The 20365-nt window shown below is 61.4% G+C and carries 22 protein-coding genes; 12 read left to right on the forward strand and 10 right to left on the reverse strand.

The window, feature by feature from the left end; translation table 11 throughout:
- Window positions 1-95 precede the first annotated feature (95 nt).
- From ACQKKX_RS19925 to relB, 3 genes are read right to left on the reverse strand one after another with little or no spacing between them, the layout of a single operon-like run.
- Complete coding sequence (locus tag ACQKKX_RS19925) at window positions 96-854, reverse strand: hypothetical protein (protein WP_427573224.1); 759 nt, start codon at window positions 852-854, stop codon at window positions 96-98.
- A gap of 3 nt (window positions 855-857) precedes the next feature.
- Window positions 858-1127 carry a type II toxin-antitoxin system RelE family toxin gene (locus tag ACQKKX_RS19930; protein ID WP_427573226.1) on the reverse strand — a complete coding sequence of 90 codons (270 nt, stop codon included), beginning with the start codon at window positions 1125-1127 and terminating at the stop codon, window positions 858-860.
- On the reverse strand, window positions 1111-1338 hold the full coding sequence (gene relB / locus ACQKKX_RS19935) for a type II toxin-antitoxin system RelB family antitoxin (protein WP_427573228.1): 228 nt from the start codon (window positions 1336-1338) through the stop codon (window positions 1111-1113). The genes ACQKKX_RS19930 and relB overlap by 17 nt, the downstream gene beginning before the upstream one ends.
- A gap of 149 nt (window positions 1339-1487) precedes the next feature.
- Here relB and hisS point away from each other — a divergent pair, with 149 nt between their 5' ends.
- Genes hisS through ACQKKX_RS19955 form a run of 4 tightly spaced genes read left to right on the forward strand, consistent with a single transcriptional unit; the run spans window position 1488 to window position 5567 of the window.
- Complete coding sequence (hisS, locus tag ACQKKX_RS19940) at window positions 1488-3107, forward strand: histidine--tRNA ligase (RefSeq protein ID WP_427573229.1); 1620 nt, start codon at window positions 1488-1490, stop codon at window positions 3105-3107.
- 30 nt (window positions 3108-3137) lie between these two features.
- Window positions 3138-4247 (forward strand): ATP phosphoribosyltransferase regulatory subunit, encoded by a 1110-nt coding sequence (locus tag ACQKKX_RS19945; protein WP_427573231.1) that lies wholly within the window; start codon window positions 3138-3140, stop codon window positions 4245-4247.
- Window positions 4247-4945, forward strand: a complete 699-nt coding sequence (gene hisG / locus ACQKKX_RS19950; protein WP_427573233.1) for an ATP phosphoribosyltransferase — start codon at window positions 4247-4249, stop codon at window positions 4943-4945. Before ACQKKX_RS19945 ends, hisG begins: the two co-directional genes overlap by 1 nt.
- A 13-nt stretch (window positions 4946-4958) precedes the next feature.
- Complete coding sequence (locus ACQKKX_RS19955; protein WP_427573235.1) at window positions 4959-5567, forward strand: class I SAM-dependent methyltransferase; 609 nt, start codon at window positions 4959-4961, stop codon at window positions 5565-5567.
- A gap of 68 nt (window positions 5568-5635) precedes the next feature.
- Here ACQKKX_RS19955 and ACQKKX_RS19960 read toward each other — a convergent pair whose 3' ends face one another.
- Window positions 5636-6091, reverse strand: coding sequence for a DoxX family protein (locus tag ACQKKX_RS19960; protein WP_427573237.1), 456 nt, complete (start codon window positions 6089-6091; stop codon window positions 5636-5638).
- A gap of 235 nt (window positions 6092-6326) precedes the next feature.
- On the opposite strand from ACQKKX_RS19960, the gene ACQKKX_RS19965 reads away from it, so the two are divergent.
- Both ACQKKX_RS19965 and ACQKKX_RS19970 read left to right on the forward strand, forming a co-directional pair.
- Window positions 6327-6650 (forward strand): hypothetical protein, encoded by a 324-nt coding sequence (locus ACQKKX_RS19965; protein ID WP_427573238.1) that lies wholly within the window; start codon window positions 6327-6329, stop codon window positions 6648-6650.
- A 157-nt stretch (window positions 6651-6807) separates the two neighbouring features.
- Complete coding sequence (locus ACQKKX_RS19970) at window positions 6808-7740, forward strand: lytic transglycosylase domain-containing protein (protein WP_427573340.1); 933 nt, start codon at window positions 6808-6810, stop codon at window positions 7738-7740.
- Window positions 7741-7752: 12 nt separating this feature from the next.
- Here the strand turns inward: ACQKKX_RS19970 and ACQKKX_RS19975 are convergent, their stop codons facing one another.
- The gene (locus tag ACQKKX_RS19975; protein ID WP_427573240.1) at window positions 7753-8328 is read right to left on the reverse strand and encodes a TetR/AcrR family transcriptional regulator; all 576 of its coding nucleotides are present in this window, start codon (window positions 8326-8328) and stop codon (window positions 7753-7755) included.
- Window positions 8329-8424: 96 nt separating this feature from the next.
- On the opposite strand from ACQKKX_RS19975, the gene ACQKKX_RS19980 reads away from it, so the two are divergent.
- Window positions 8425-9618: an MFS transporter gene (locus tag ACQKKX_RS19980; protein WP_427573242.1), complete on the forward strand. Its 1194-nt coding sequence runs from the start codon at window positions 8425-8427 to the stop codon at window positions 9616-9618.
- A gap of 93 nt (window positions 9619-9711) precedes the next feature.
- On the opposite strand, the gene groL is transcribed toward ACQKKX_RS19980, so the two are convergent.
- The 3 genes from groL to ACQKKX_RS19995 form a co-directional block, all read right to left on the reverse strand.
- On the reverse strand, window positions 9712-11355 hold the full coding sequence (gene groL, locus ACQKKX_RS19985; protein ID WP_427573243.1) for a chaperonin GroEL: 1644 nt from the start codon (window positions 11353-11355) through the stop codon (window positions 9712-9714).
- Window positions 11356-11428: 73 nt separating this feature from the next.
- The gene (groES, locus tag ACQKKX_RS19990; RefSeq protein WP_112732659.1) at window positions 11429-11725 is read right to left on the reverse strand and encodes a co-chaperone GroES; all 297 of its coding nucleotides are present in this window, start codon (window positions 11723-11725) and stop codon (window positions 11429-11431) included.
- A 192-nt stretch (window positions 11726-11917) separates the two neighbouring features.
- Entirely contained in the window at window positions 11918-12442 is a 525-nt protein-coding gene (locus ACQKKX_RS19995) for a hypothetical protein (RefSeq protein WP_427573245.1), read from the reverse strand.
- A gap of 175 nt (window positions 12443-12617) precedes the next feature.
- Here ACQKKX_RS19995 and chrA point away from each other — a divergent pair, with 175 nt between their 5' ends.
- The 4 genes from chrA (at window position 12618) to ACQKKX_RS20015 (ending at window position 16192) form a co-directional block, all read left to right on the forward strand.
- Entirely contained in the window at window positions 12618-13961 is a 1344-nt protein-coding gene (chrA, locus tag ACQKKX_RS20000; RefSeq protein WP_427573247.1) for a chromate efflux transporter, read from the forward strand.
- A gap of 119 nt (window positions 13962-14080) precedes the next feature.
- Window positions 14081-14929, forward strand: a complete 849-nt coding sequence (locus ACQKKX_RS20005; protein WP_427573249.1) for a TIGR01459 family HAD-type hydrolase — start codon at window positions 14081-14083, stop codon at window positions 14927-14929.
- 16 nt (window positions 14930-14945) lie between these two features.
- Complete coding sequence (locus ACQKKX_RS20010; protein ID WP_427573250.1) at window positions 14946-15950, forward strand: bifunctional riboflavin kinase/FAD synthetase; 1005 nt, start codon at window positions 14946-14948, stop codon at window positions 15948-15950.
- A gap of 2 nt (window positions 15951-15952) precedes the next feature.
- Window positions 15953-16192, forward strand: a complete 240-nt coding sequence (locus tag ACQKKX_RS20015; RefSeq protein WP_427573251.1) for a BrnA antitoxin family protein — start codon at window positions 15953-15955, stop codon at window positions 16190-16192.
- 14 nt (window positions 16193-16206) lie between these two features.
- On the opposite strand, the gene ACQKKX_RS20020 is transcribed toward ACQKKX_RS20015, so the two are convergent.
- Together ACQKKX_RS20020 and parS are read right to left on the reverse strand one after the other, a co-directional pair.
- Window positions 16207-16635 (reverse strand): RES family NAD+ phosphorylase, encoded by a 429-nt coding sequence (locus ACQKKX_RS20020; RefSeq protein ID WP_427573252.1) that lies wholly within the window; start codon window positions 16633-16635, stop codon window positions 16207-16209.
- A 2-nt stretch (window positions 16636-16637) separates the two neighbouring features.
- A complete protein-coding gene (parS, locus tag ACQKKX_RS20025; RefSeq protein ID WP_427573254.1) occupies window positions 16638-17027 on the reverse strand; it encodes a type II RES/Xre toxin-antitoxin system antitoxin in 390 nt (129 codons plus the stop codon).
- 300 nt (window positions 17028-17327) lie between these two features.
- Between parS and ileS the strand changes: the two genes are divergently transcribed.
- Window positions 17328-20354 carry an isoleucine--tRNA ligase gene (gene ileS / locus ACQKKX_RS20030; RefSeq protein ID WP_427573256.1) on the forward strand — a complete coding sequence of 1009 codons (3027 nt, stop codon included), beginning with the start codon at window positions 17328-17330 and terminating at the stop codon, window positions 20352-20354.
- Window positions 20355-20365 lie beyond the last annotated feature (11 nt).

Genomic DNA, 20365 nt, shown 5'->3' on the forward strand with positions numbered 1-20365 from the left:
ACCGCCGTCATGCGAAAGCTCGTGGTCCTCGCAAACGCACTCCTGCGAAAAAAGCAAAAATGGACTCCAAAACCGGCTTGATCAAAACGGATACTCTAGCGTCGAAAGGCGATCACCTCATGCATGATCTGATGGGCGCGGCTGTCCTCCCCGAACGGGGCGACGGGCCACGACCAGGAGCGCGCCGCCGGTGGCGCAGCGATGCCGTGGAGAAGGTCGGCCTCCTCAAGCACGGTGCCGGCCCGATCGCTGACGGTGTAACGGGTGTCGGTGAGCAGCGCCACTGTGCAGGGCAGGGCGGCCAGGCCATCGAGATGCGCCGCAATCAGTTTCGGGACGATTGCCGCCGCATCGCCGCTCGTTTCCGCCTCCAGCCGCCGCGTAGCGCCGACGCCGATCTGCGACAGGATGTTGGCGGAAATCACGAGATCGAGGTAAGGCACCTGCCGCAGGAAGCCGAGCGGCTCGACCTCGAGGCCGGCCCGCGCCGCATCGAGACCGGAAAGATCGCGCGAAATCAGCCGGACATTGCCGAACCGTTTTGCCGAAAGCCAAAGCCGGACACTGGCCAGATGCACGAGGTCGACCAGCACGACCGTATCGAAGGTCCGGCTGAGGAAGGCGGTGGGCACATCGCGTAACAGGCCGGACCCGAGCACGACCGCGGTGCGCCGCTCTCTCATCCCCAAAACGGTTTCGCGGATGAAATCCTGGCAATGCGCCTCATGCGGGGTCCAGTCTCTTGCGCAACGCCCGGCGCGTGCCCACAGATTGACGGAGGAGCGAATGTAAGGGCGAAACGGCTTTGGCGTGACCACGCTGGTCGCCGCGTATTGAATGGCTTCGAGGATCATGGGTCAGCGGTAGACTTTACTGCGGTGATCGATCTCGACAACAAGCACCACCAGTCGCTGATCCTGAATGTCGCAGATGATTCGATAGTCGCCAACCTTATAGCGCCAGTAGCCACCTAGCACATGGCCTTTCAGGGCAGTGCCCAACTCTCGAGGATTGTCGTGTGTCGCGAGCCGTTCATCGAGAAATTCCCTGATGCGCTTGCGGATAACAGGGTCGAGGCGTTTGGCGTGTTTCTGAACCGATGTGGTATATTCAATCGTCCAGGCCACGCCAAAACTCCTCGGAGCTGATGACTTTGTCTTCTCCCGTGCGGATCCGCTCCATCGCGGCTTCCGCCAGCGCGATATCGTGCAGATCTTCCAGATGCTGTTCGATGACCTCGCGCATATAGGCATCCGGCGCTGCACCCTTTTCGGCCGCATAACCTTCCACGAGCTTCAGCATCTCATCCGGCATTTCGATCGTGACGCGCTTATTCATGGCGATGATCCCTTCAACGTCGCCATTCTATACCATTGCGCGGCACGCTTCGCCAGCGCTCGCCCTTGCCGCCAAAGCCTCGATCCTCTAAGAAACCGCTCACAAATCCGGCCTTTTCAGAAAGGCCCGCAGGCAATGGATATCCGATCATGAGCGACAAGCAGAAGAAGCCCCAGAAACTCAAGGCCCGCCTGCCGCGCGGTTTTGTCGATCGCTCGGCTGCCGATATCCATGCCACCAACGAAATGACGGCAAAGATCCGCGAAGTCTATGAACGTTACGGTTTCGACCCGGTCGAAACGCCGCTGTTCGAATATACCGATGCGCTCGGCAAATTCCTGCCCGACAGCGACCGCCCCAACGAAGGCGTGTTTTCGCTGCAGGATGACGACGACCAGTGGATGTCGCTGCGCTACGACCTCACCGCACCGCTCGCCCGCCATGTCGCGGAAAATTTCAACGAGATCCAGCTGCCGTTCCGCACCTACCGCGCCGGTTATGTGTTCCGCAACGAAAAGCCGGGTCCGGGTCGTTTTCGCCAGTTCATGCAGTTCGATGCCGATACGGTCGGCGCGCCGGGCGTTCAGGCCGATGCCGAAATGTGCATGATGATGGCCGACACGATGGAAGCGCTGGGCATCAAGCGCGGTGACTATGTGATCCGGGTGAACAACCGCAAGGTTCTGGATGGCGTGATGGAGGCGATCGGGCTGGGTGGTGACGACAAGGCGGGGCAGCGTTTGAACGTGCTGCGCGCCATCGATAAGCTCGACAAGTTTGGTTTCGAAGGTGTTCGTCTTTTGCTTGGTGCAGGGCGTAAGGATGAATCTGGAGACTTTACTAAAGGCGCGGGACTGAATGGAGAGCAGATTTCAACGGTTGTTCTTACTCTGATGAGTAGTAAGGCTGCCATTGAAATTGATGAGGATGACCCTCGCAACGTCAAAGATATGGAGCCGTTTTACTCTGATCCTGACGATGATCAGCCATCCAGCCATGCCGGCAATATCGAAGATGCTCAGGCTTTGCTCGATGCAGCCACGACTGAAATCGGTAGGCAGGGCGCGCAAGAGCTTTTGACTATGGCTCAGATTTTTTCTGCCTGCGGCTACGAAAGCCGCCGTATCATGATTGATCCGTCGTGCGTTCGTGGTTTGGAGTATTACACTGGCCCGGTGTTTGAAGCGGAACTGAAGTTTGCTGTCACCAACGAAAAGGGTGAAAAGGTCGTCTTCGGCTCGGTCGGCGGCGGCGGTCGCTATGATGGTCTCGTGTCGCGTTTCATGGGCCAGCCGGTTCCGGCCACGGGCTTTTCCATCGGCGTGTCCCGCCTGATGACGGCGCTGAAAAACCTCGGCAAGCTCGGTCAGGATGAGGTCGTCGCTCCCGTTCTCGTCACCGTCATGGATGGCAACGATCCGGCGCATCTCGGCAAGTACCAACAGTTTACGCAGGACCTGCGCAATGCCGGCATCCGCGCCGAAATGTATCAGGGCAACTGGAAAAAGTTTGGCAACCAGCTGAAATATGCCGACCGTCGCGGCTGCCCGATCGCCATCATCCAGGGCGGTGATGAGCGCGAAACCGGCGTTGTGCAGATCAAGGATCTGATCGAAGGCAAGCGCCTTTCCGGGGAGATCGAGGACAATGCCTCCTGGCGTGAAGCCCGTGTGGCGCAGGAAACCGTGGCCGAAGCCGATCTGGTCGCCAAGGTGAAGGAAATTCTCGCCGCGCAGGCGGAAGATCGCAGGCGGGGCAAGGATGTCTGATCGCATGCCCTGCGTTTCGGGAGCCCACCCATGCCGCTGATCAACATGCCGGAATTTTCCGGTCGTCTGCTCGATGAATTTGCCGCGCGTGGCACGGCGCGCATTGATACGCCCGTCATCCAGCCGGCAGCACCTTTTCTCGACATGGCCGGCGAAGACCTGCGCCGCCGCATTTTTCTCACCGAAAGCGAAACCGGCGAGAGCTTGTGCCTGCGGCCGGAATTCACCATTCCGGTCTGCCTGCGCCATATCGAAAGCGCCACCGGCACCCCACGCCGTTATTGCTATCTTGGCGAAGTGTTCCGCCAGCGCCGCGATGGCGACAACGAATTCTATCAGGCCGGGATCGAGGATCTCGGCGAGACCGCCATCGCGACGGCCGATGCCCGCGCCGTCAACGATGCCGCGCAAATTCTTCACAACCTCATTCCCGGCCGCAAGCTGAGCGTCACGCTCGGCGATCAGGCGGTGTTCGAGGCGGTGGTCAAGGCGCTCGGCCTGCCGGGTGGCTGGCAGAAGCGGCTGATCCAGTCCTTCGGCAACAACGCGCATCTGCGGCAATTGCTGATGACGCTCGCCAGCCCGCAGACGCCTTCCGGCCTGTCGCCGGAACTGGCCGACCTGCTCACCAAGGATGATGCGGCACTGATCGCCCATATAGACCGGACGATGCAGGAGACCGGCTATTCCACCAATGCCAGCCGTTCGCCGCGCGAAATCGCGGCACGGCTGAAGGAGAAGCAGGCGCTGACGCAGACCCGGCTGGAGGGTTCGGCGCTGGCGCTTCTGACCGAATTTTTGTCTCTGGAAATGCCGTTGTCGCGGGCGCCCGCCGCCCTTGCCGGTTTTGCCGATGCGGCAGGGCTTGCACTGGGTGCAGCCCTCGTCACCTTCGAAGCCCGCGCTGCTGCCATGGAAGATCTCGGCATGGATCTCGACAAGGTCACCTATCGCGCCGCCTTCGGCCGTCCGCTGGATTATTATACCGGCCTCGTCTTCGAGGTCAGCCGCGACAATGCGGTTCTGGCCGGTGGCGGCCGTTTCGACCGGCTGATGACGCTGCTCGGTGCGAGCGAGGATATTCCGGCCGTGGGTTTTTCGCTCTGGCTCGACCGGATCGAACAGGCGAGGGCGCGCTGATGTCAACGATTACCATTGCTCTGCCCTCCAAGGGCCGCATGAAGGACGATGCGTCTGCCATCTTCGAACGCGCCGGCCTGCCCATCGTCGCCGTCGGCAATGAGCGCTCCTATCGCGGCAGGATCGATGGTCATGACGATATCGAGATCGCCTTCCTGTCGGCTTCCGAAATCGCCCGCGAGATCGGTGCCGGCACGGTCGATTTCGGCGTCACCGGCGAAGATCTGATCCGCGAAGGCCTGGTCGAAGCCGACGCAAAGATGGAAATCGCCGCCCGCCTTGGTTTCGGCCATGCGGATGTCGTCGTCGCCGTGCCGGAAATCTGGCTCGATGTCGACACCATGGCCGACCTGGGAGACGTTGCCGCCGATTTCCGTGCCCGTCATGGCCGCCGCTTGCAGATCGCCACCAAATACTGGCGGCTGACGCAGCAGCATTTTTCGGGGAGCCACGGCATCCAGCTTTACCGCATCGTCGAAAGCTTAGGCGCCACCGAAGGCTCGCCGGCGGCGGGTCAGGCGGATATCATCGTCGATATCACCTCCACCGGCTCGACGCTGAAAGCCAATCACCTGAAAATCCTGTCGGATGGCGTGATCCTGAAGTCGCAGGCCTGTCTGGTGCGCGCGCGCAAGAGCGAACACGATGCCGATCCGCGGGTGCGGCAGATTGTGGAAGCTGTTCGCTCCGTAGTGTGATGGCGTGCATCTGATGGCCGGCGAGGACGCCAATATCATCGATCTTTACGAGCGCCACGCCCTGGGCTTCGACAGGTTGCGCGGCCGCACCCTGTTTGAAAAACCTTGGCTGGATCGTTTTCGCGCGATGATGCCGCCACGCGGCCATGTGCTCGATCTCGGCTGCGGCAGTGCCGAACCGATTGCCGGCAGCCTCATCCGCGACGGTTATCGGCTGACCGGTGTCGATAGTTCGAAAACGCTGATCGGTCTGGCACGCGAACGCTTTCCGGGCATTGCCTGGTACGAAGCGGACATGCGGCAATTCTATATCCCGACCAAGTTCGACGGGATCATCGCCTGGCACAGCTTTTTCCACCTCAACCCGGATGACCAGCGGGAAATGTTCCGCCGTTTCGCGGTGATGACCGCGCCCGGCGCGGCGCTGATATTCACCTCGGGCCATTTCGAAGGCGTGGCGATGGGGGAGTTCGGCGGCGAGCCGCTCTATCATGCCTCTCTGTCCGCCAGGGAATATGCCGAGCTTTTGGGAAAGAACCGCTTCGAACTGGTAGCGCACCGGGCGCAGGACCCGCAATGCGGCGGCGCCACAGTCTGGCTTGCCCGTCGGCGGAACACATGAAGACAAACAGATGCCCGCCGGATGACGATCCGGCGGGCATGTCCGTTCGGGCAGGGAATGCTTTCAGCTTACGCGGCGATTGCGACGGAACCACGGCGGGCGTCGAGCGAGTAGAGGCCCGGGCCAAATGTGGCGAGCAGGATATAGGCGCCAGCCAGCGTAAAGTTCTTCATCATCATGATGCCGTTCAGCGTGTTGATCCAGCCCAGCGCTGCATCCGGCCAGCCCGGTACGGCAACCGTGCCGGAATGGAAGACGGCACCGGTGAAGATGCAGAACAGGGCGAGCGCCCAGCCCACAATCCTCGTCTGGAAGCCGACGAGAACGGCAAGACCGGTCACCAGTTCGAACAGGCCGGCGAGATAGGCAAGGGCGGTGGCGGCCGGCAGGCCGGCGTCGGTGATCATGCCAGCCGTGCCGGCCGGATCGGTCAGCTTGTCGAAGCCGGACATGATGAAGATGAAGGACAGAAGGATACGGGCAACGAGAATGACGATATTGCCGGTTTGCGTATTGGCGGACATTGGTGGCGCTCCACAGGTGCGGCCGGGGCTCGGCCGTCGGTTCAGAAGGAAGTGTCTGGCCGTCTATGCCGCAGGTCTGTTCTGTTTGATAGATGAACAATGATTGACGAATTGTCTTCATTTAATGAACGGTGGCGCCCCTGTTGCTGAACGGAACTTTCATGTCGCATTCAGGGTTTAAGCGTCACAGTCTGCATATCGAAAACGCTTCAAGGGCGTGAACAGGGAGATAGACATGAAGAAGATCGTTATCAGCGCACTTGCCCTTCTGACGCTCACCTTTGCCACGGCACCCATCGCGCAGGCGCAGACGTATCGCAGCGAAGCGCGGGAAGCGCGCCAGGACTACCGCATTCACCGCAGCGCCCGCCGCGGCGAACTGACGCCGCGCGAATATCGCCAGCTGCAGCGCCAGCAGCACCGCATCGACCGGGCCCAGCGCCATGCCGGTCGTGACGGTTACGTCTCGCCGCGCGAGCGTCGCCAGATCGAGCGCATGCAAAACCGCGCCTCCAAGAACATCTATCGCAAGACCCATAACGGCCGCGGTTACTATTGATCGGCGCCGCATGTGCAGCCAGCCGCCCGGTCCCGAAAGGTGCCGGGCGGCTTTTGTATGGTCAGTCGGCGCCGCAGGCGCTTCCAGCCCCGCATTGCACCCACGATCAAAGCCGCTAGTATCCGCACCGATCAATCCTTGGGGTAGTATGCGGACAATGGGCATGACGCGGCAATCCCTCCGGCTCCTCGTCGGCTTTGTGCTCGGCATCGCCGGCGCGTCCGGATTTGCCGCCCATGACGAGGCGAAAGCGGAGCAGGGTGCGCCGCCATGCCTCTATGGGCGCCAGACCACCACGCCGCCGCTCTGCATCCGGCGCGAAACCTTCAATGCCGATCTCTGCCGCACGATCGAACATTTCTCCCGCACGCATGATGTGCCGCCCGCCTATTTCGCGCGCCTGATCTGGCGTGAAAGCCTGTTTCGGCCGGAAGCCGTCAGCCCGAAAGGGGCGGAAGGCATTGCCCAGTTCATGCCGGGCACGGCGCGCATGCGTGGGCTCGCCAACAGTTTTGATGTGATCGAGGCGCTGGATGCCTCGGCAAACTATCTTGAGGAGCTGAAAACGCGCTTTGGCAATTTCGGTTATGCCGCCGCCGCCTACAATGCCGGCGAAAACGGTCTGGCGCGATTTTTCTCGAACGAGCGCCTGCCCATCGAAACCCGCGATTACGTCTTTGCCATCACCGGTGCCACGATCGAGATGTGGCGGGACAAACCGCCGGAAACGGCCGCACCGGAACTGGATGGAAAGCGACCTTTTGTCGAGGCCTGCACGGTGCTGGCGCATACGCGGAGAATGAACGAACCGGTGTTTGCCGGCTCTGCCGACTGGGCGCCATGGGGCGTGCAACTGGCCGCGCACTATCGCCCGGCCGTGGTCGACCGGCTGTTTACCCGCGCCATCCTGCAACTGCCGGCACCGCTGAATGCGGAGCGCGCGCTGATCGTGCGCCAGCGTGGCGGCAACTTTGGCTATCGCCCGCGATATGCGGCACGGATCGGCCGCGAGACGCGCGACGAGGCGAACAGGCTCTGTGCGGCGATCAGGGCGGCAGCGGTGCCGTGTACGGTGTTCAGGAACAGGTGACCGACATTGTGGTCAGGCCGGGTCCAGTCCGCCTGACAGTTTTGCGACGATGAGGCGGGCGGCGTCCCGCGGAATACCATCGGGGTACATGAAATTGTGAATGGTCGCGCCCTCGATCATGGCGTCGAGCGATGCGGCGACGGCCGGTGAAAAATGCCGTTCAAGCGCCTCGCGGCTCTTGGCCATCCATCCCGTCATCACGTGGCGGGTTGCCGGATTGCGCGCCACATAGGCGTAAAGCTCCAAAATCAGTGTCATCTTCCGGTCGGTCATGGAGACCCAGCCGCACATGACGTCCACCACCGCCTCGCGCGCGTCGTCGGCTGTCTGCGCCTTTCGGAATGCCGCGTCGAAATGATGGGCGATCTCCTGCGTCAGCTTCAGAAACGCCTGCTCGAGCAGATCATCGAGGCTGGCAAAATGGTAGGTCATCGAGCCGAGCGGCACGTCGGCCGCTTCCGCCACCCGGCGATGGGTTGTGCCGGAAACGCCCTGAACGGCAATGACCTCCAGCGTCGCCTCGATGATCCGCGCCTTGCGGTCGGGATCGTATCGCCTGTTGCCGCCCGAAGAGCCTTCTGCCGTCATTCACCTGTTCCTCTCATTCAGTCTTGACGATTTATGCGTACAAACGTACACAGCGCAAGTGTACATTTGTTCCTAACGTGACCAACGGAGCCTTTCTTGACCACATCAATCCAAAAACGACGCCTCGCGCTGTTTGCGTTCTTCTTCATTCCCGGCCTGTCCATGGCCTCCTGGGTCACGCGCACGCCAGCGATCCGCGACAGTCTCGGTGTATCCATCGCCGAAATGGGCGCCGTGCTGTTCGGCCTGTCCGTGGGCTCGATGACAGGCATCCTCAGCGCTGGCGCGCTTGTCGGCCGGTTCGGCACACGCAAGGTGATGTTCACCGGCCTGAGTTTCATTATCCTGTCGCTCGCGACCCTGGCGCTCGGCGTCACCATCGCATCGTCACTGACTGTGGGTCTGGGGCTCGCCTTTTTCGGCCTTGGCGTCGGGGCGGCGGAAATTGCCGTCAACATGGATGGGGCGGAGGTGGAGCGCATCACTGGCAAACATATTCTCCATGCACTGCACGGTTGCTTCAGCCTTGGCACGGTATTTGGCGCGCTGATCGGCATTGCCCTCAATGCGCTGCATTTCCCGGTGGCATTGCACATGGCAGTAATCGCGCTGATCTGTATCCCCGTCATCGCCACGGCCATCCGGCATATTCCGATCAGTTCGGTCGCTCATGAGGGTGGGGGGACAGGTGCGGACCGTTCGGCCGCACAAACGCCGGTCTGGAAAGAGCCGGTCGTCGTGCTGATCGGTTTCATCGTGCTGGCCATGGCGCTGGCCGAAGGCGCGGCGAATGACTGGTTGCCATTGTTGATGGTCGATGAATACGGTTTCAGCCCCACTGCTGGATCGATGGTCTTTCTCGGTTTTGCCACTGCCATGACCGTTGGCCGTTTTGGCGGCGGTGTGCTCCTGAACCGCTATGGCCGCGCAACGGTGGTTGCCGCCAGTGCCGTCACCGGCGCGGCCGGTATCGCCATCGTCATCTTTGCCAGCCACCCGGCCCTGGCGGCAATTGCCGTTGTTCTCTGGGGGCTTGGTGCATCGCTCGGTTTTCCTGTCGCACTCTCGGCTGCCGGCGATTCCGGGCCGAACGGTGCGGCACGTGTCAAAATCGTCGCGGTCGCGGGTTACGTCGCTTTCCTCGTCGGTCCGCCGCTTCTGGGTTTCGTGGGCGAGGAATACGGCCTGCGCAACGCGATGATCGTCGTGCTTGTCCTGGTTGCGCTGGCAACGTTTTGTGCCCCTGCCATCCAGCGTGGAGGCGTCGCGGGCAGGCCGGTCGAGGCGTAAGCGATTCTCTTCCAGACACGAAAAAGGGCGGTCTTGCGACCGCCCTTTTCCGTAACCTGAACCGGTTGGCTCAGACGCAAGACCCAAAGGGTCTTACATCATGTCCATACCGCCCATGCCGCCCATGCCACCCGGCATGCCGCCAGCCGGAGCGTCCTTCTTCGGCAGCTCGGCGATCATGGCTTCGGTGGTGATCAGCAGCGAGGCAACCGAAGCTGCGTTCTGCAGAGCCGTGCGAACAACCTTGACCGGGTCGACGATGCCCATGGCGATCATGTCGCCATATTCAGACGTCTGGGCGTTGTAGCCGTAGTTGTCTTCGTTCTTCTCGAGGATCTTGCCAACAACGATGGAGGCTTCGTCACCAGCGTTTTCCGAGATCTGGCGAACCAGAGCCTGCAGAGCGCGGCGAACGATGTTCACACCAGCTTCCTGGTCGTCGTTTGCACCCTTGACGGTGATCTTGGAAGACGAACGGAGCAGGGCCACGCCGCCGCCCGGTACGATGCCTTCCTGAACAGCAGCGCGCGTCGCGTTCAGAGCGTCGTCGATGCGGTCCTTGCGTTCCTTGACTTCGATTTCGGTCGAGCCGCCGACGCGGATGACGGCAACGCCGCCAGCGAGCTTGGCAAGACGTTCCTGCAGCTTTTCGCGGTCGTAGTCCGAAGTGGTTTCTTCGATCTGCGCCTTGATCTGGGCTACGCGGCCTTCGATGTCAGCCTTCTGGCCGGCACCGTCGACGATCGTCGTGTTTTCCTTGGAGATCGAAACCTTCTTGGAACGGCCGAGCATGTCGAGGGTGACGTTTTCGAGCTTGATGCCGAGGTCTTCGGAAATAACGGTGCCGCCCGTGAGGATGGCGATGTCTTCCAGCATGGCCTTGCGGCGATCGCCGAAGCCCGGAGCCTTGACGGCAGCGATCTTAAGGCCGCCACGCAGCTTGTTGACGACGAGGGTCGCAAGAGCTTCGCCTTCGACGTCTTCAGCGATGATGACGAGCGGCTTGCCGGTCTGAACGACGGCTTCGAGAACCGGCAGCATGGCCTGGAGGTTCGAGAGCTTCTTTTCGTGCAGGAGGATGAAGGCGTCTTCGAGATCCGCGATCATCTTTTCCGGGTTGGTCACGAAGTAAGGCGACAGGTAACCGCGGTCGAACTGCATGCCTTCGACGACTTCGAGTTCGGTCTCGGCGGTCTTGGCTTCCTCGACGGTGATGACGCCTTCGTTGCCAACCTTCTGCATGGCTTCGGCAATGTCGTTACCGACCTGCGTGTCGCCGTTTGCGGAGATCGTGCCGACCTGGGCAACTTCAGCCGAGGTGGAGATCTTCTTTGCCTTGGCCTGCAGGTCCTTGACGACTTCTGCAACAGCGAGGTCGATACCGCGCTTCAGGTCCATCGGGTTCATGCCGGCAGCAACGGCCTTGGCGCCTTCGCGAACGATCGCGCGGGCAAGAACGGTTGCCGTCGTGGTGCCGTCACCGGCGATGTCGTTGGTCTTCGAAGCAACTTCGCGGACCATCTGGGCGCCCATGTTTTCGAACTTGTCGTCCAGTTCGATTTCCTTGGCGACCGATACACCGTCCTTGGTGATACGAGGAGCGCCGAAGGACTTGTCGATAACGACGTTACGACCCTTCGGGCCGAGCGTTACCTGCACTGCGTCAGCGAGGATGTCGACGCCGCGCAGCATCTTTTCGCGCGCAGAGCGGCCGAATTTTACTTCTTTAGCTGCCATTTTGAGAACTCCTAGAGCTTCAGCTCAATGGTGATTTCTGATTGTCGGATGGAGAAGATCGGTCTGAAAAAAATCAGCCGATGATGCCCATGATGTCGGATTCCTTCATGATCAGAAGGTCGACGCCATCGAGCTTGACTTCGGTGCCCGACCACTTGCCGAACAGAACGCGGTCGCCAACCTTGACGTCGAGAGCGTTGAGCGTGCCCTTGTCGTCGCGTGCGCCCGGGCCAACAGCGATGATTTCGCCTTCAGCCGGCTTTTCCTTGGCGGTGTCAGGGATGATGATGCCACCCTTGGTCTTTTCCTCGGACTCGACGCGCTTGACGACAACGCGATCGTGCAGGGGGCGGAAAGTTGTGCTTGCCATTGTCTAATCCCTCGATCAAATGACATTGACGGGCCTTGAGGCCCGCGTGATGGATGTTAGCACTCCCCATGGGTGAGTGCCAGCGCAACCGAGATAAGACCGGTCCAACCACGAGTCAAGAAAGCCCCGTAAAATTTCGCTACAGGCGGAACGGTCATGCCGAACAGCGTTAACGACGCTGCCGGCCGCCGCTTACGCCCCGCAATGCAGCATCGGCAGAAGCGCCTGGAAAACCGTCTCGGCATTGGCCGAAATCCGGTCCCTGTCGGCCAGCGGCGCGGTTGCCCGGACGGTCAGAACCTTGCCGCCGTTGTAAAGCGCGTAGCGGCGCTGCACCTTGTCGGAGAACTTGTTGTCGAGCATGTAGCCGACGGACGGTCCTTCGGCGAACGTCCTTGCGCTGCAATTGGGGCCGGTTTTCAGGCACAATGCGGTCAAGGTCGCGGCGGTGATGCTGCCGTCGCGCAGACCCTGTTCCCTGTCGTCGTTCGTGCCGAGGAAAACTGAGATGACGCGGCTGTCCGCGCAATCGACGCAGGAGATCTGCCCGGCGCCGTCATCCATGTATTCGACGGTAAAGCCCTCGCCCATGATGGTCGGATCGAGCCTGAGGTCGCTCACCTTGTTGATGCAGAAGCCGGATGCCGCTTGCGCCTGGCTCGCCGTGAGCGCCAGGAAGAGGGAAAAACTCAAGGCTGTCTTTGCAAATCCGCGCATGTTTCATCCGACTGGTTTGGACCTATCAATACGGGCTATATGGCCGCAACGCAGCGACCTGAACACGGGCCAGGAGGTGTAGGGGTGCATGGTCACAACCCTGAAACCTCGTCATACGGTCTTTGCATGACATTTCTAGGAGGATGCCTTCCGGATGATGAAGGCGAAACGACAAATGGCAGCGATCGATAACATGGAATGGCAGGACGGCGCGCGTCCCGGTCTGGGCGAGCTGGCTGGCGTATTTGCGCGCATCGGCTGTCTGAGTTTCGGCGGTCCCGCCGGGCAGATCGGTCTGATGCATCGCAGTCTCGTGGAGGACAAGCGCTGGATCTCGGAAGCGCGCTTTCTGCATGCGCTGAATTATTGCATGCTTCTGCCCGGGCCGGAAGCGCAGCAGCTCGCCACCTATATCGGTTGGCTGGTCGGCGGCGTAAGAGGCGGCCTGATTGCCGGCCTGCTGTTCGTCCTTCCCGGCCTGCTTGTCATGATCGGACTGTCGGCGGCCTACAGTCTCTGGCAGGAGACGACCTGGCTGAACGGACTGTTCTTCGGTCTTAAGGCCGCGGTTCTCGTGGTGGTGGTCGAAGCGGTGATCCGCCTTGGCCGCAAAACCTTAAAGACGGGTTTCCTGAAAGGCATCGCGGCGCTCGCCTTCGTCGCCCTGTTCTTTTTCGACCTGCCGTTTCCGCTCGTGGTGCTGGGGGCGGGTCTCGCCGGTTTCGTCGCAGCGAGGATGAGAGGGCGGCAGGCGGCCGATCGCGCCGCCTCGGCCGATGTGCCGCGAACGCGCCGACCGCTCAAGACCATGGCCACGCTTGCGCTGTGGATCGCCATCTGGCAGGCGCCGCTGCTGTTCCTCGCCATTCTCGATGCGCCGGAAAACCTGTCGGCGATGTTCTCGTTCTTCTCGCGCATGGCGCTGGTCACGTTTGGCGGCGCCTACGCGGTTCTGGCCTATGTCGCGCAGGTCGCGGTGGAGGATCACGGCTGGCTGCGTGCCGGCGAAATGCTGGATGGCCTGGCGCTTGCCGAAACCACGCCAGGCCCGCTGGTGCTGGTCCTGTCCTTCATCGGTTTTCTCGTCGGCTTTCGCGATGCCGCCGGATCCGGCGTCATTGTCGGCGGTGCGTTGGGCGCCGTGCTCGTCGCCTGGGCCACGTTCGTTCCCAGTTTCATCTTCATCTTTGCCGGTGCCCCTTTCATCGAACGGCTGCGCGGCAATGCTGTGATGGCGGCGGCCCTGTCGGCCATCACGGCGGCCGTCGTCGGCGTCATTCTCAATCTCGCCCTGTGGTTCGGCCTGCACGTTCTCTTTGCCGAGGTCACGCGGTTTCCGCTCGTGCCGGCGCTTGGCCTTGCTGTCTCCCTGCCGGAGCCTCGCAGTATCGATATCGCCGCGCTCGGCCTGTTTCTCCTGTCGGCTCTGCTGCTGTTCCGCTTCAGGCTCGGCCTTGTGCCGGTCCTGTGTGTGAGCGCGCTGGCCGGTCTTGCGCTGCGCCTGCCGGCGCTCGTCTAGGCGGTAGGACGAGGCCATGCGATCGCAGCGAATTGTCAACCGTCCGTGCAAATGCCCTTGCCATCGCCCCTGTGCTTTGCGACATGAACGCCAGTTTTGTTGAAAGCGGACGGACAGGCATGACCCAGCGTATCCACAGTTTGAGCGAGGCGACCGGCGGCTATGACGTCATTCTGTCGGATGTCTGGGGCGTCGTGCATAACGGCGTCGAGGCTTTCACGCAGTCCTGCGATGCGCTTGCCGAGGCGCGCCGGGCCGGCAAGACCGTCGTGCTGATCACCAATTCGCCGCGCCGCTCCGCCGATGTCGTCGCGCAGATGCGCGGCCTCAATGTCGCAGAAGAAACCTATGACCGCATCGTCACCTCGGGCGATGTCACCCGCAAGCTGATCGCCGAAGGCCCGAAAAAGGTGTTCCTGCTCGGGCCGGAGCGGGACATGGCCCTGCTTGAAGGTCTCGATGTCACCGTCACCTCGGCGCAGGAGGCGGACAGCATCGTCTGCACCGGCTTTTTCGATGACGAGACGGAAACGCCGGAAGATTATACCGACATGCTGAAGGCCTGGGTAGCCCGCGATCTGCCATTCATCTGTGCCAATCCGGACCTCATTGTCGAGCGCGGCGAACGGATGATCCCCTGCGCCGGCGCGGTGGCCGCCTATTACGAACAGCTGGGCGGCAGGAGCCGCGTCGCCGGCAAGCCGCATCACCCGATCTACGACGCAGCGATCGCGGAGGCCGAACAGGCGCGCGGACCCTTCGAACGATCGAAAATCCTCGCCATCGGCGACGGCATGCCGACCGATGTGCGCGGCGCGCTTTCGCAGGGTCTTGACCTGCTCTATATCAGCGGCGGCATCCATGCCGCCGAATACATGGTTCATGGCCAGACGGACGAGGCGATCATGAAGACCTGGCTGGCTTCTGAAAATGCGACCCCGAAATTCTGGATGCCGCGGCTGGCCTGAACGGAATGTCTGCGCAATGACCGTCTTCCATCGCAACGAGAAAAAAGAGCCGCTGCCCGAAGCCCTGAAAGGCGGCGTCGTGGCCATCGGCAATTTCGACGGCGTGCATCGCGGTCACCGCAGCGTGCTCGAGCGCGCGCTGGCATTGGCGAGCGAACGCGGCGTGCCGGCGCTGGTGCTGACCTTCGAGCCGCATCCGCGCACCGTGTTCAGGCCCGACCAGCCGGTCTGCCGCCTGACGGCTGCACCGTTGAAGGCCCGCATTCTGGAATCCATGGGGTTTTCCGCCGTCATCGAATATCCGTTCGACCGGGATTTTGCCGGGCGTTCGGCGGAGGAATTCATCCAGACCATCCTGATCGACTGGCTGGGGGCAAGCGCCGTCGTCACCGGCTTCGATTTTCATTTCGGCAAGGGCCGCGAAGGCGGTCCGGCCTTCCTGATGGCGTCAGGCGAGCGCCACGGCTTTGCCGTCTCGCTGGTCGATGCGTTTCGCGATGAAAATGCCGAAGTGGTGTCGTCGAGCCGCATTCGCGAACTGATCGCGCAAGGGGATATGGTCGGCGCCGCCGGTCTGCTGGGTTATCGCTACACGGTGGAAGCGGAGGTCATCGACGGCCAGAAACTCGGCCGCCAGATCGGTTACCCGACCGCCAACATGGCGTTGCCGGGCGAGGCTGAACTGCGCAACGGCATCTACGCCGTGCGTTTCCGCCGGCCGGATGGCGAACTCTATGACGGCGTTGCGAGCTATGGCTACCGCCCGACGGTGACGGAAGACGGCGCAGCACTTCTCGAAACCTATCTGTTCGATTTTTCCGGCGATCTTTACGGTGAAACCTGCGCCGTTTCCTTTTTCGGTTTCCTGCGCGACGAGCAGAAGTTCGATGGGCTGGAGCCGCTGATCGCGCAGATCAGACGCGACGAGGAAGAGGCAAGAGCCCTGCTTGCCGGCGTTCAGCCGCTCGGGGAACTGGATACGGCCATCGCTTTCGCGCAGACGACGAGAAACGGAGAATAACCATGGCCAACACTCCACGCCGCCCGGCAAACCCCAAGGATGCCGCCGAAGCCCTGTTCGCGCCGGCCAAGAAGGTTGCGGCACCGGCCGTCGAAAAGCGCGCGCCGCCGGCGGTGAAGGAGCAGGTGACGCTCAGGCTCGACAGTGCCGTGATCGAATATTTTCAGGAAGGCGGCCCCGGCTGGCAGGATCGCATCAATGATGCGCTCAGGGCGGTGATGGAAGCCGCTCCGAAAGGGTGATGGCAGAACGGACGCTATCTCAGCAGACGGCTGTCGAACGGATACTGCATGACCGCTTCGATCTCCAGTCTCGCGGCATCCGCGTGTCTGGGGTTGATCAGAATATTGTTCGCCACCGGGAGAACGGCAGACGGCACGCCGAGCAGGCAGCTTTCACACTGCGATAACCAGGCGTCTCCGCTCTCCCGTGTCGAAACCTCGTCCGAAGGATCGACTTTTTCCAAAAACGCAATGCTTAGGTCATCAGGGCATTTGATCTTCAGAAGCTGAAAATTTTTCGGCAGGTTTTCGAGGTCCGCATGGACCAGCATTTCCAGCAGGGTCGTTGAGGGATGGTCGCTGCAATAGACGATCGGCATGCCCTGGCTGTGCCAGCGACCGGGCGCGAGCCTGCCGCCGCGGCCAGACAGATCCGCGTGATTGGAGATGCGCCACAAGATCATCGTCAGGCGTAAATGCCGTGGTCGATCTCATGCAGCGCCTGCTCGATCAGGATCGCGCCGCTTTCGGACTCGAGCAGATCGAGCGGTACGATATCACCAAGCGCCCTGTTCGGTTTTCGCAGCCAGCGCTGGGCGCGTTCGGTCTCTCCAAAAACTTTCCCGGCAAGCTCCATCACCCGCATCACCCGCAACGCGCTGTCGTTTTCCTGCAGGGTGAGGGGTTCGCCATTCGCGATCCGGCGCGACAGGGTGCGACGGGGAGCAACGAAACGATAAAGCTCCTCCATCGAGAAACCCAGTTTCGTCAGGTCTGCCACCATGCTGCCGTCGAAAATCTTCATGCGCCCGCGCGAGGCGATTTCCAGCTGCTTGCGGATTGGCTGACTAGACATGAGGGCCTCCGTGCCATCTGCGCATAGATGTAGTGGCGTTTGGCCACATCGTCAAACGATGGTTCGGCACACGGGCCTCCCAATCCCCCCTTCCTTTCCGCCCCAAAACCCCGTAATAACCGCGGCCATGAGAGATTTCCGGTCGGTTCAGATCAAGATGATCCTACGAATTATCGGCCCGGCTTTCCGCGCGCTGTAAGCAGCGACCGGGAAGTCCGGGATTTTGGCGTGTCAGACGCCTCCGCCACCGACATTTCCCGCACGCGCCTTTCTGCCGACGTAAAGAGACGATTGCCCCAGATGACCGATAACGCTGAAAAGCTGGACTATTCCAAAACCCTCTATCTGCCCGAAACCGAATTCCCGATGCGCGCCGGCCTGCCGCAGAAGGAGCCGGAAACCGTTGCCCGCTGGCAGAAGATGGATCTTTACAAGAAGCTGCGCGCCTCGGCTGCCGGCCGCGAAAAGTTCGTGCTGCACGATGGCCCTCCCTATGCCAACGGCAACATCCATATCGGCCACGCGCTCAACAAGATCCTCAAGGACGTCATCACCCGCTCGTTCCAGATGCGCGGCTATGACAGCAATTACGTTCCGGGCTGGGATTGCCACGGCCTGCCGATCGAGTGGAAGATCGAGGAAGAAAACTACCGTGCCAAGGGCAAGGCCAAGCCGGACCTGAAGCAGCCGGACGCGATGATCGAATTCCGCAAGGAATGCCGCGCGTATGCCGAAAAGTGGATCAAGATCCAGGCGGAAGAATTCAAGCGCCTCGGCATCGTCGGCGATTTCGACAATCCGTATCTGACGATGAATTTTCACGCCGAAAGCCGCATCGCCGGCGAACTGTTGAAAATCGCCATGAGCGGTCAGCTCTATCGCGGTTCGAAGCCGATCATGTGGTCGGTTGTCGAGCGCACGGCACTGGCGGAAGCCGAGGTCGAATATCATGACTACGAGAGCGACACGATCTGGGTGAAGTTCCCGGTGGTTGAAGCTATCAAGCGAGAGCATCCGGAAAAACTCGATCGCGTAATGGAGCATCACAGCTCCCTCAACGATGATCTTTACGACGCACACGTCGTCATCTGGACGACCACGCCCTGGACCATCCCGGGCAACCGCGCCATCGCCTATTCGCCAAAGGTCGCTTACGGCCTTTACGAAGTCACGGCTGCCGAGAACGATTTTGGTCCGCGTCCGGGCGAAAAGCTGATCTTTGCCGATGCGCTGGCCGAAGAGTCGTTCAAGAAGTCGAAGCTGGAATACAAGCGTCTGCGTGGCGTTTCCGCCGACGAACTGGCATCGATGACGGCTGCCCATCCCTTGAAGGGCCTCGGCGGCGGCTACGAATTCGCCGTCCCACTCCTCGCCGGTGATCACGTCACCGACGATGCCGGTACCGGTTTCGTCCACACCGCACCGTCGCACGGTCGCGAAGACTTTGACGCATGGATGTCGTCGGCCAAGGAGATCGAAGCCCGCGGCATCGACACAAAAATCCCGTTCCCGGTCGATGATAGCGGCACCTACACATCAGACGCCCCCGGTTTCGAGGGTGGCCGTGTCATGGATGACAATGGCAAGAAGGGCGACGCCAATGATCGCGTCATCAAGGCGCTGATCGAACGCAACGCGCTGTTTGCCCGTGGCCGCCTGAAGCACCAGTATCCGCATTCCTGGCGCTCCAAGAAGCCGATCATCTTCCGCAACACGCCGCAATGGTTCGTCTATATGGACAAGGACCTCAAGGACGGCACGACTTTGCGCACCCGTGCGCTGTCGGCAATCGACGACACCCGTTTCGTGCCGGCCGGCGGCCAGAACCGCCTGCGCGCCATGATCGAGCAGCGCCCGGACTGGGTGCTGTCGCGTCAGCGCGCCTGGGGCGTCCCGATCTGCGTGTTTGCCGATGAGGACGGCAATGTCCTGCAGGACGAGGCCGTCAACAAGCGCATCCTCGAAGCCTTCGATGCCCAAGGTGCGGATGCCTGGTTCGCCGCCGGCGCCAAGGAGCGCTTCCTCGGCAATCGCGAGGACGCCGCCAAGTGGACCCAAGTCATGGACATCCTCGATGTCTGGTTCGACAGTGGCTCCACCCACACCTTTACGCTGGAAGACCGCCCGGACCTGAAATGGCCGGCAGACGTCTACCTCGAAGGCTCCGACCAGCACCGCGGCTGGTTCCATTCCTCGCTGCTGGAATCGGCTGCCACCCGCGGCCGCGCCCCTTACGACACGGTCGTCACCCATGGCTTCACCATGGATGAAAAGGGCCAGAAGATGTCGAAGTCGCTCGGCAATGTCGTGTCCCCGCAGGACGTGATGAAGGATGCCGGCGCCGATATCCTGCGTCTCTGGGTCATGACCACGGATTACTGGGAAGACCAGCGCCTCGGCAAGACGATCATCCAGACCAATGTCGATGCCTATCGCAAGCTGCGCAACACCATTCGCTGGATGCTCGGCACGCTGGCTCATGACGAGGGCGAAGAGATCGCCTATGCCGAACTGCCGGAACTCGAAAAGCTGATGCTGCACCGCCTGTCGGAGCTCGATAAGCTGGTGCGCGAAGGCTACGACGCATTCGAGTTCAAGCGCATCGCCCGCGCGCTGATCGACTTTTCCAACATCGAACTGTCGGCCTTCTATTTCGACATCCGCAAGGACGCGCTCTATTGCGACGCCCCGTCGAGCCTTCGCCGTCGCGCGGCGCTCGCCGTCATCCGCAGGATTTTCGAATGCACGGTGACGTGGCTTGCACCGATGCTGCCGTTCACGACGGAAGAGGCGTGGTTGTCTTTGAAGCCGGATGCGGTCTCCATTCATCTCGAACAGTTCCCGGATGTGCCGGCCGAGTGGAAGAACGACGCGGTCGCCGAAAAATGGGCGAAAATCCGCAAGGTGCGCTCGGTCGTGACCGGCGCGCTGGAAATCGAGCGCAAGGACAAGCGCATCGGCTCGTCGCTGGAAGCGGCACCTGTCGTCTACGTGGCCGATGCCGAACTGATGAAGGCGCTGGAAGGCCTCGAATTCGAGGAAACCTGCATCACCTCGGCGATCACGGTCACGGCGGGCGAGGGGCCGGAAACGGCCTTCCGTCTGGCGGAAGTGCCGGGCGTCGCCGTGGAGCCGAAGCTGGCCGAGGGCACCAAATGCGCCCGTTCGTGGCGTGTGACGACGGATGTCGGTTCCGACCCGGACTATCCCGATGTTTCGGTGCGGGATGCTCAGGCGCTTCGCGAGGGAAGGTGGAAATATACACCTGAAAACGGGTTTCAGCAGGAGTACTATTCGGGTCAGAGGGGGAACCTTCATCGTCATTAATGTTGAAAGGC

This window comes from Neorhizobium sp. NPDC001467 (assembly GCF_050275975.1).
Lineage (GTDB): Bacteria > Pseudomonadota > Alphaproteobacteria > Rhizobiales > Rhizobiaceae > Neorhizobium.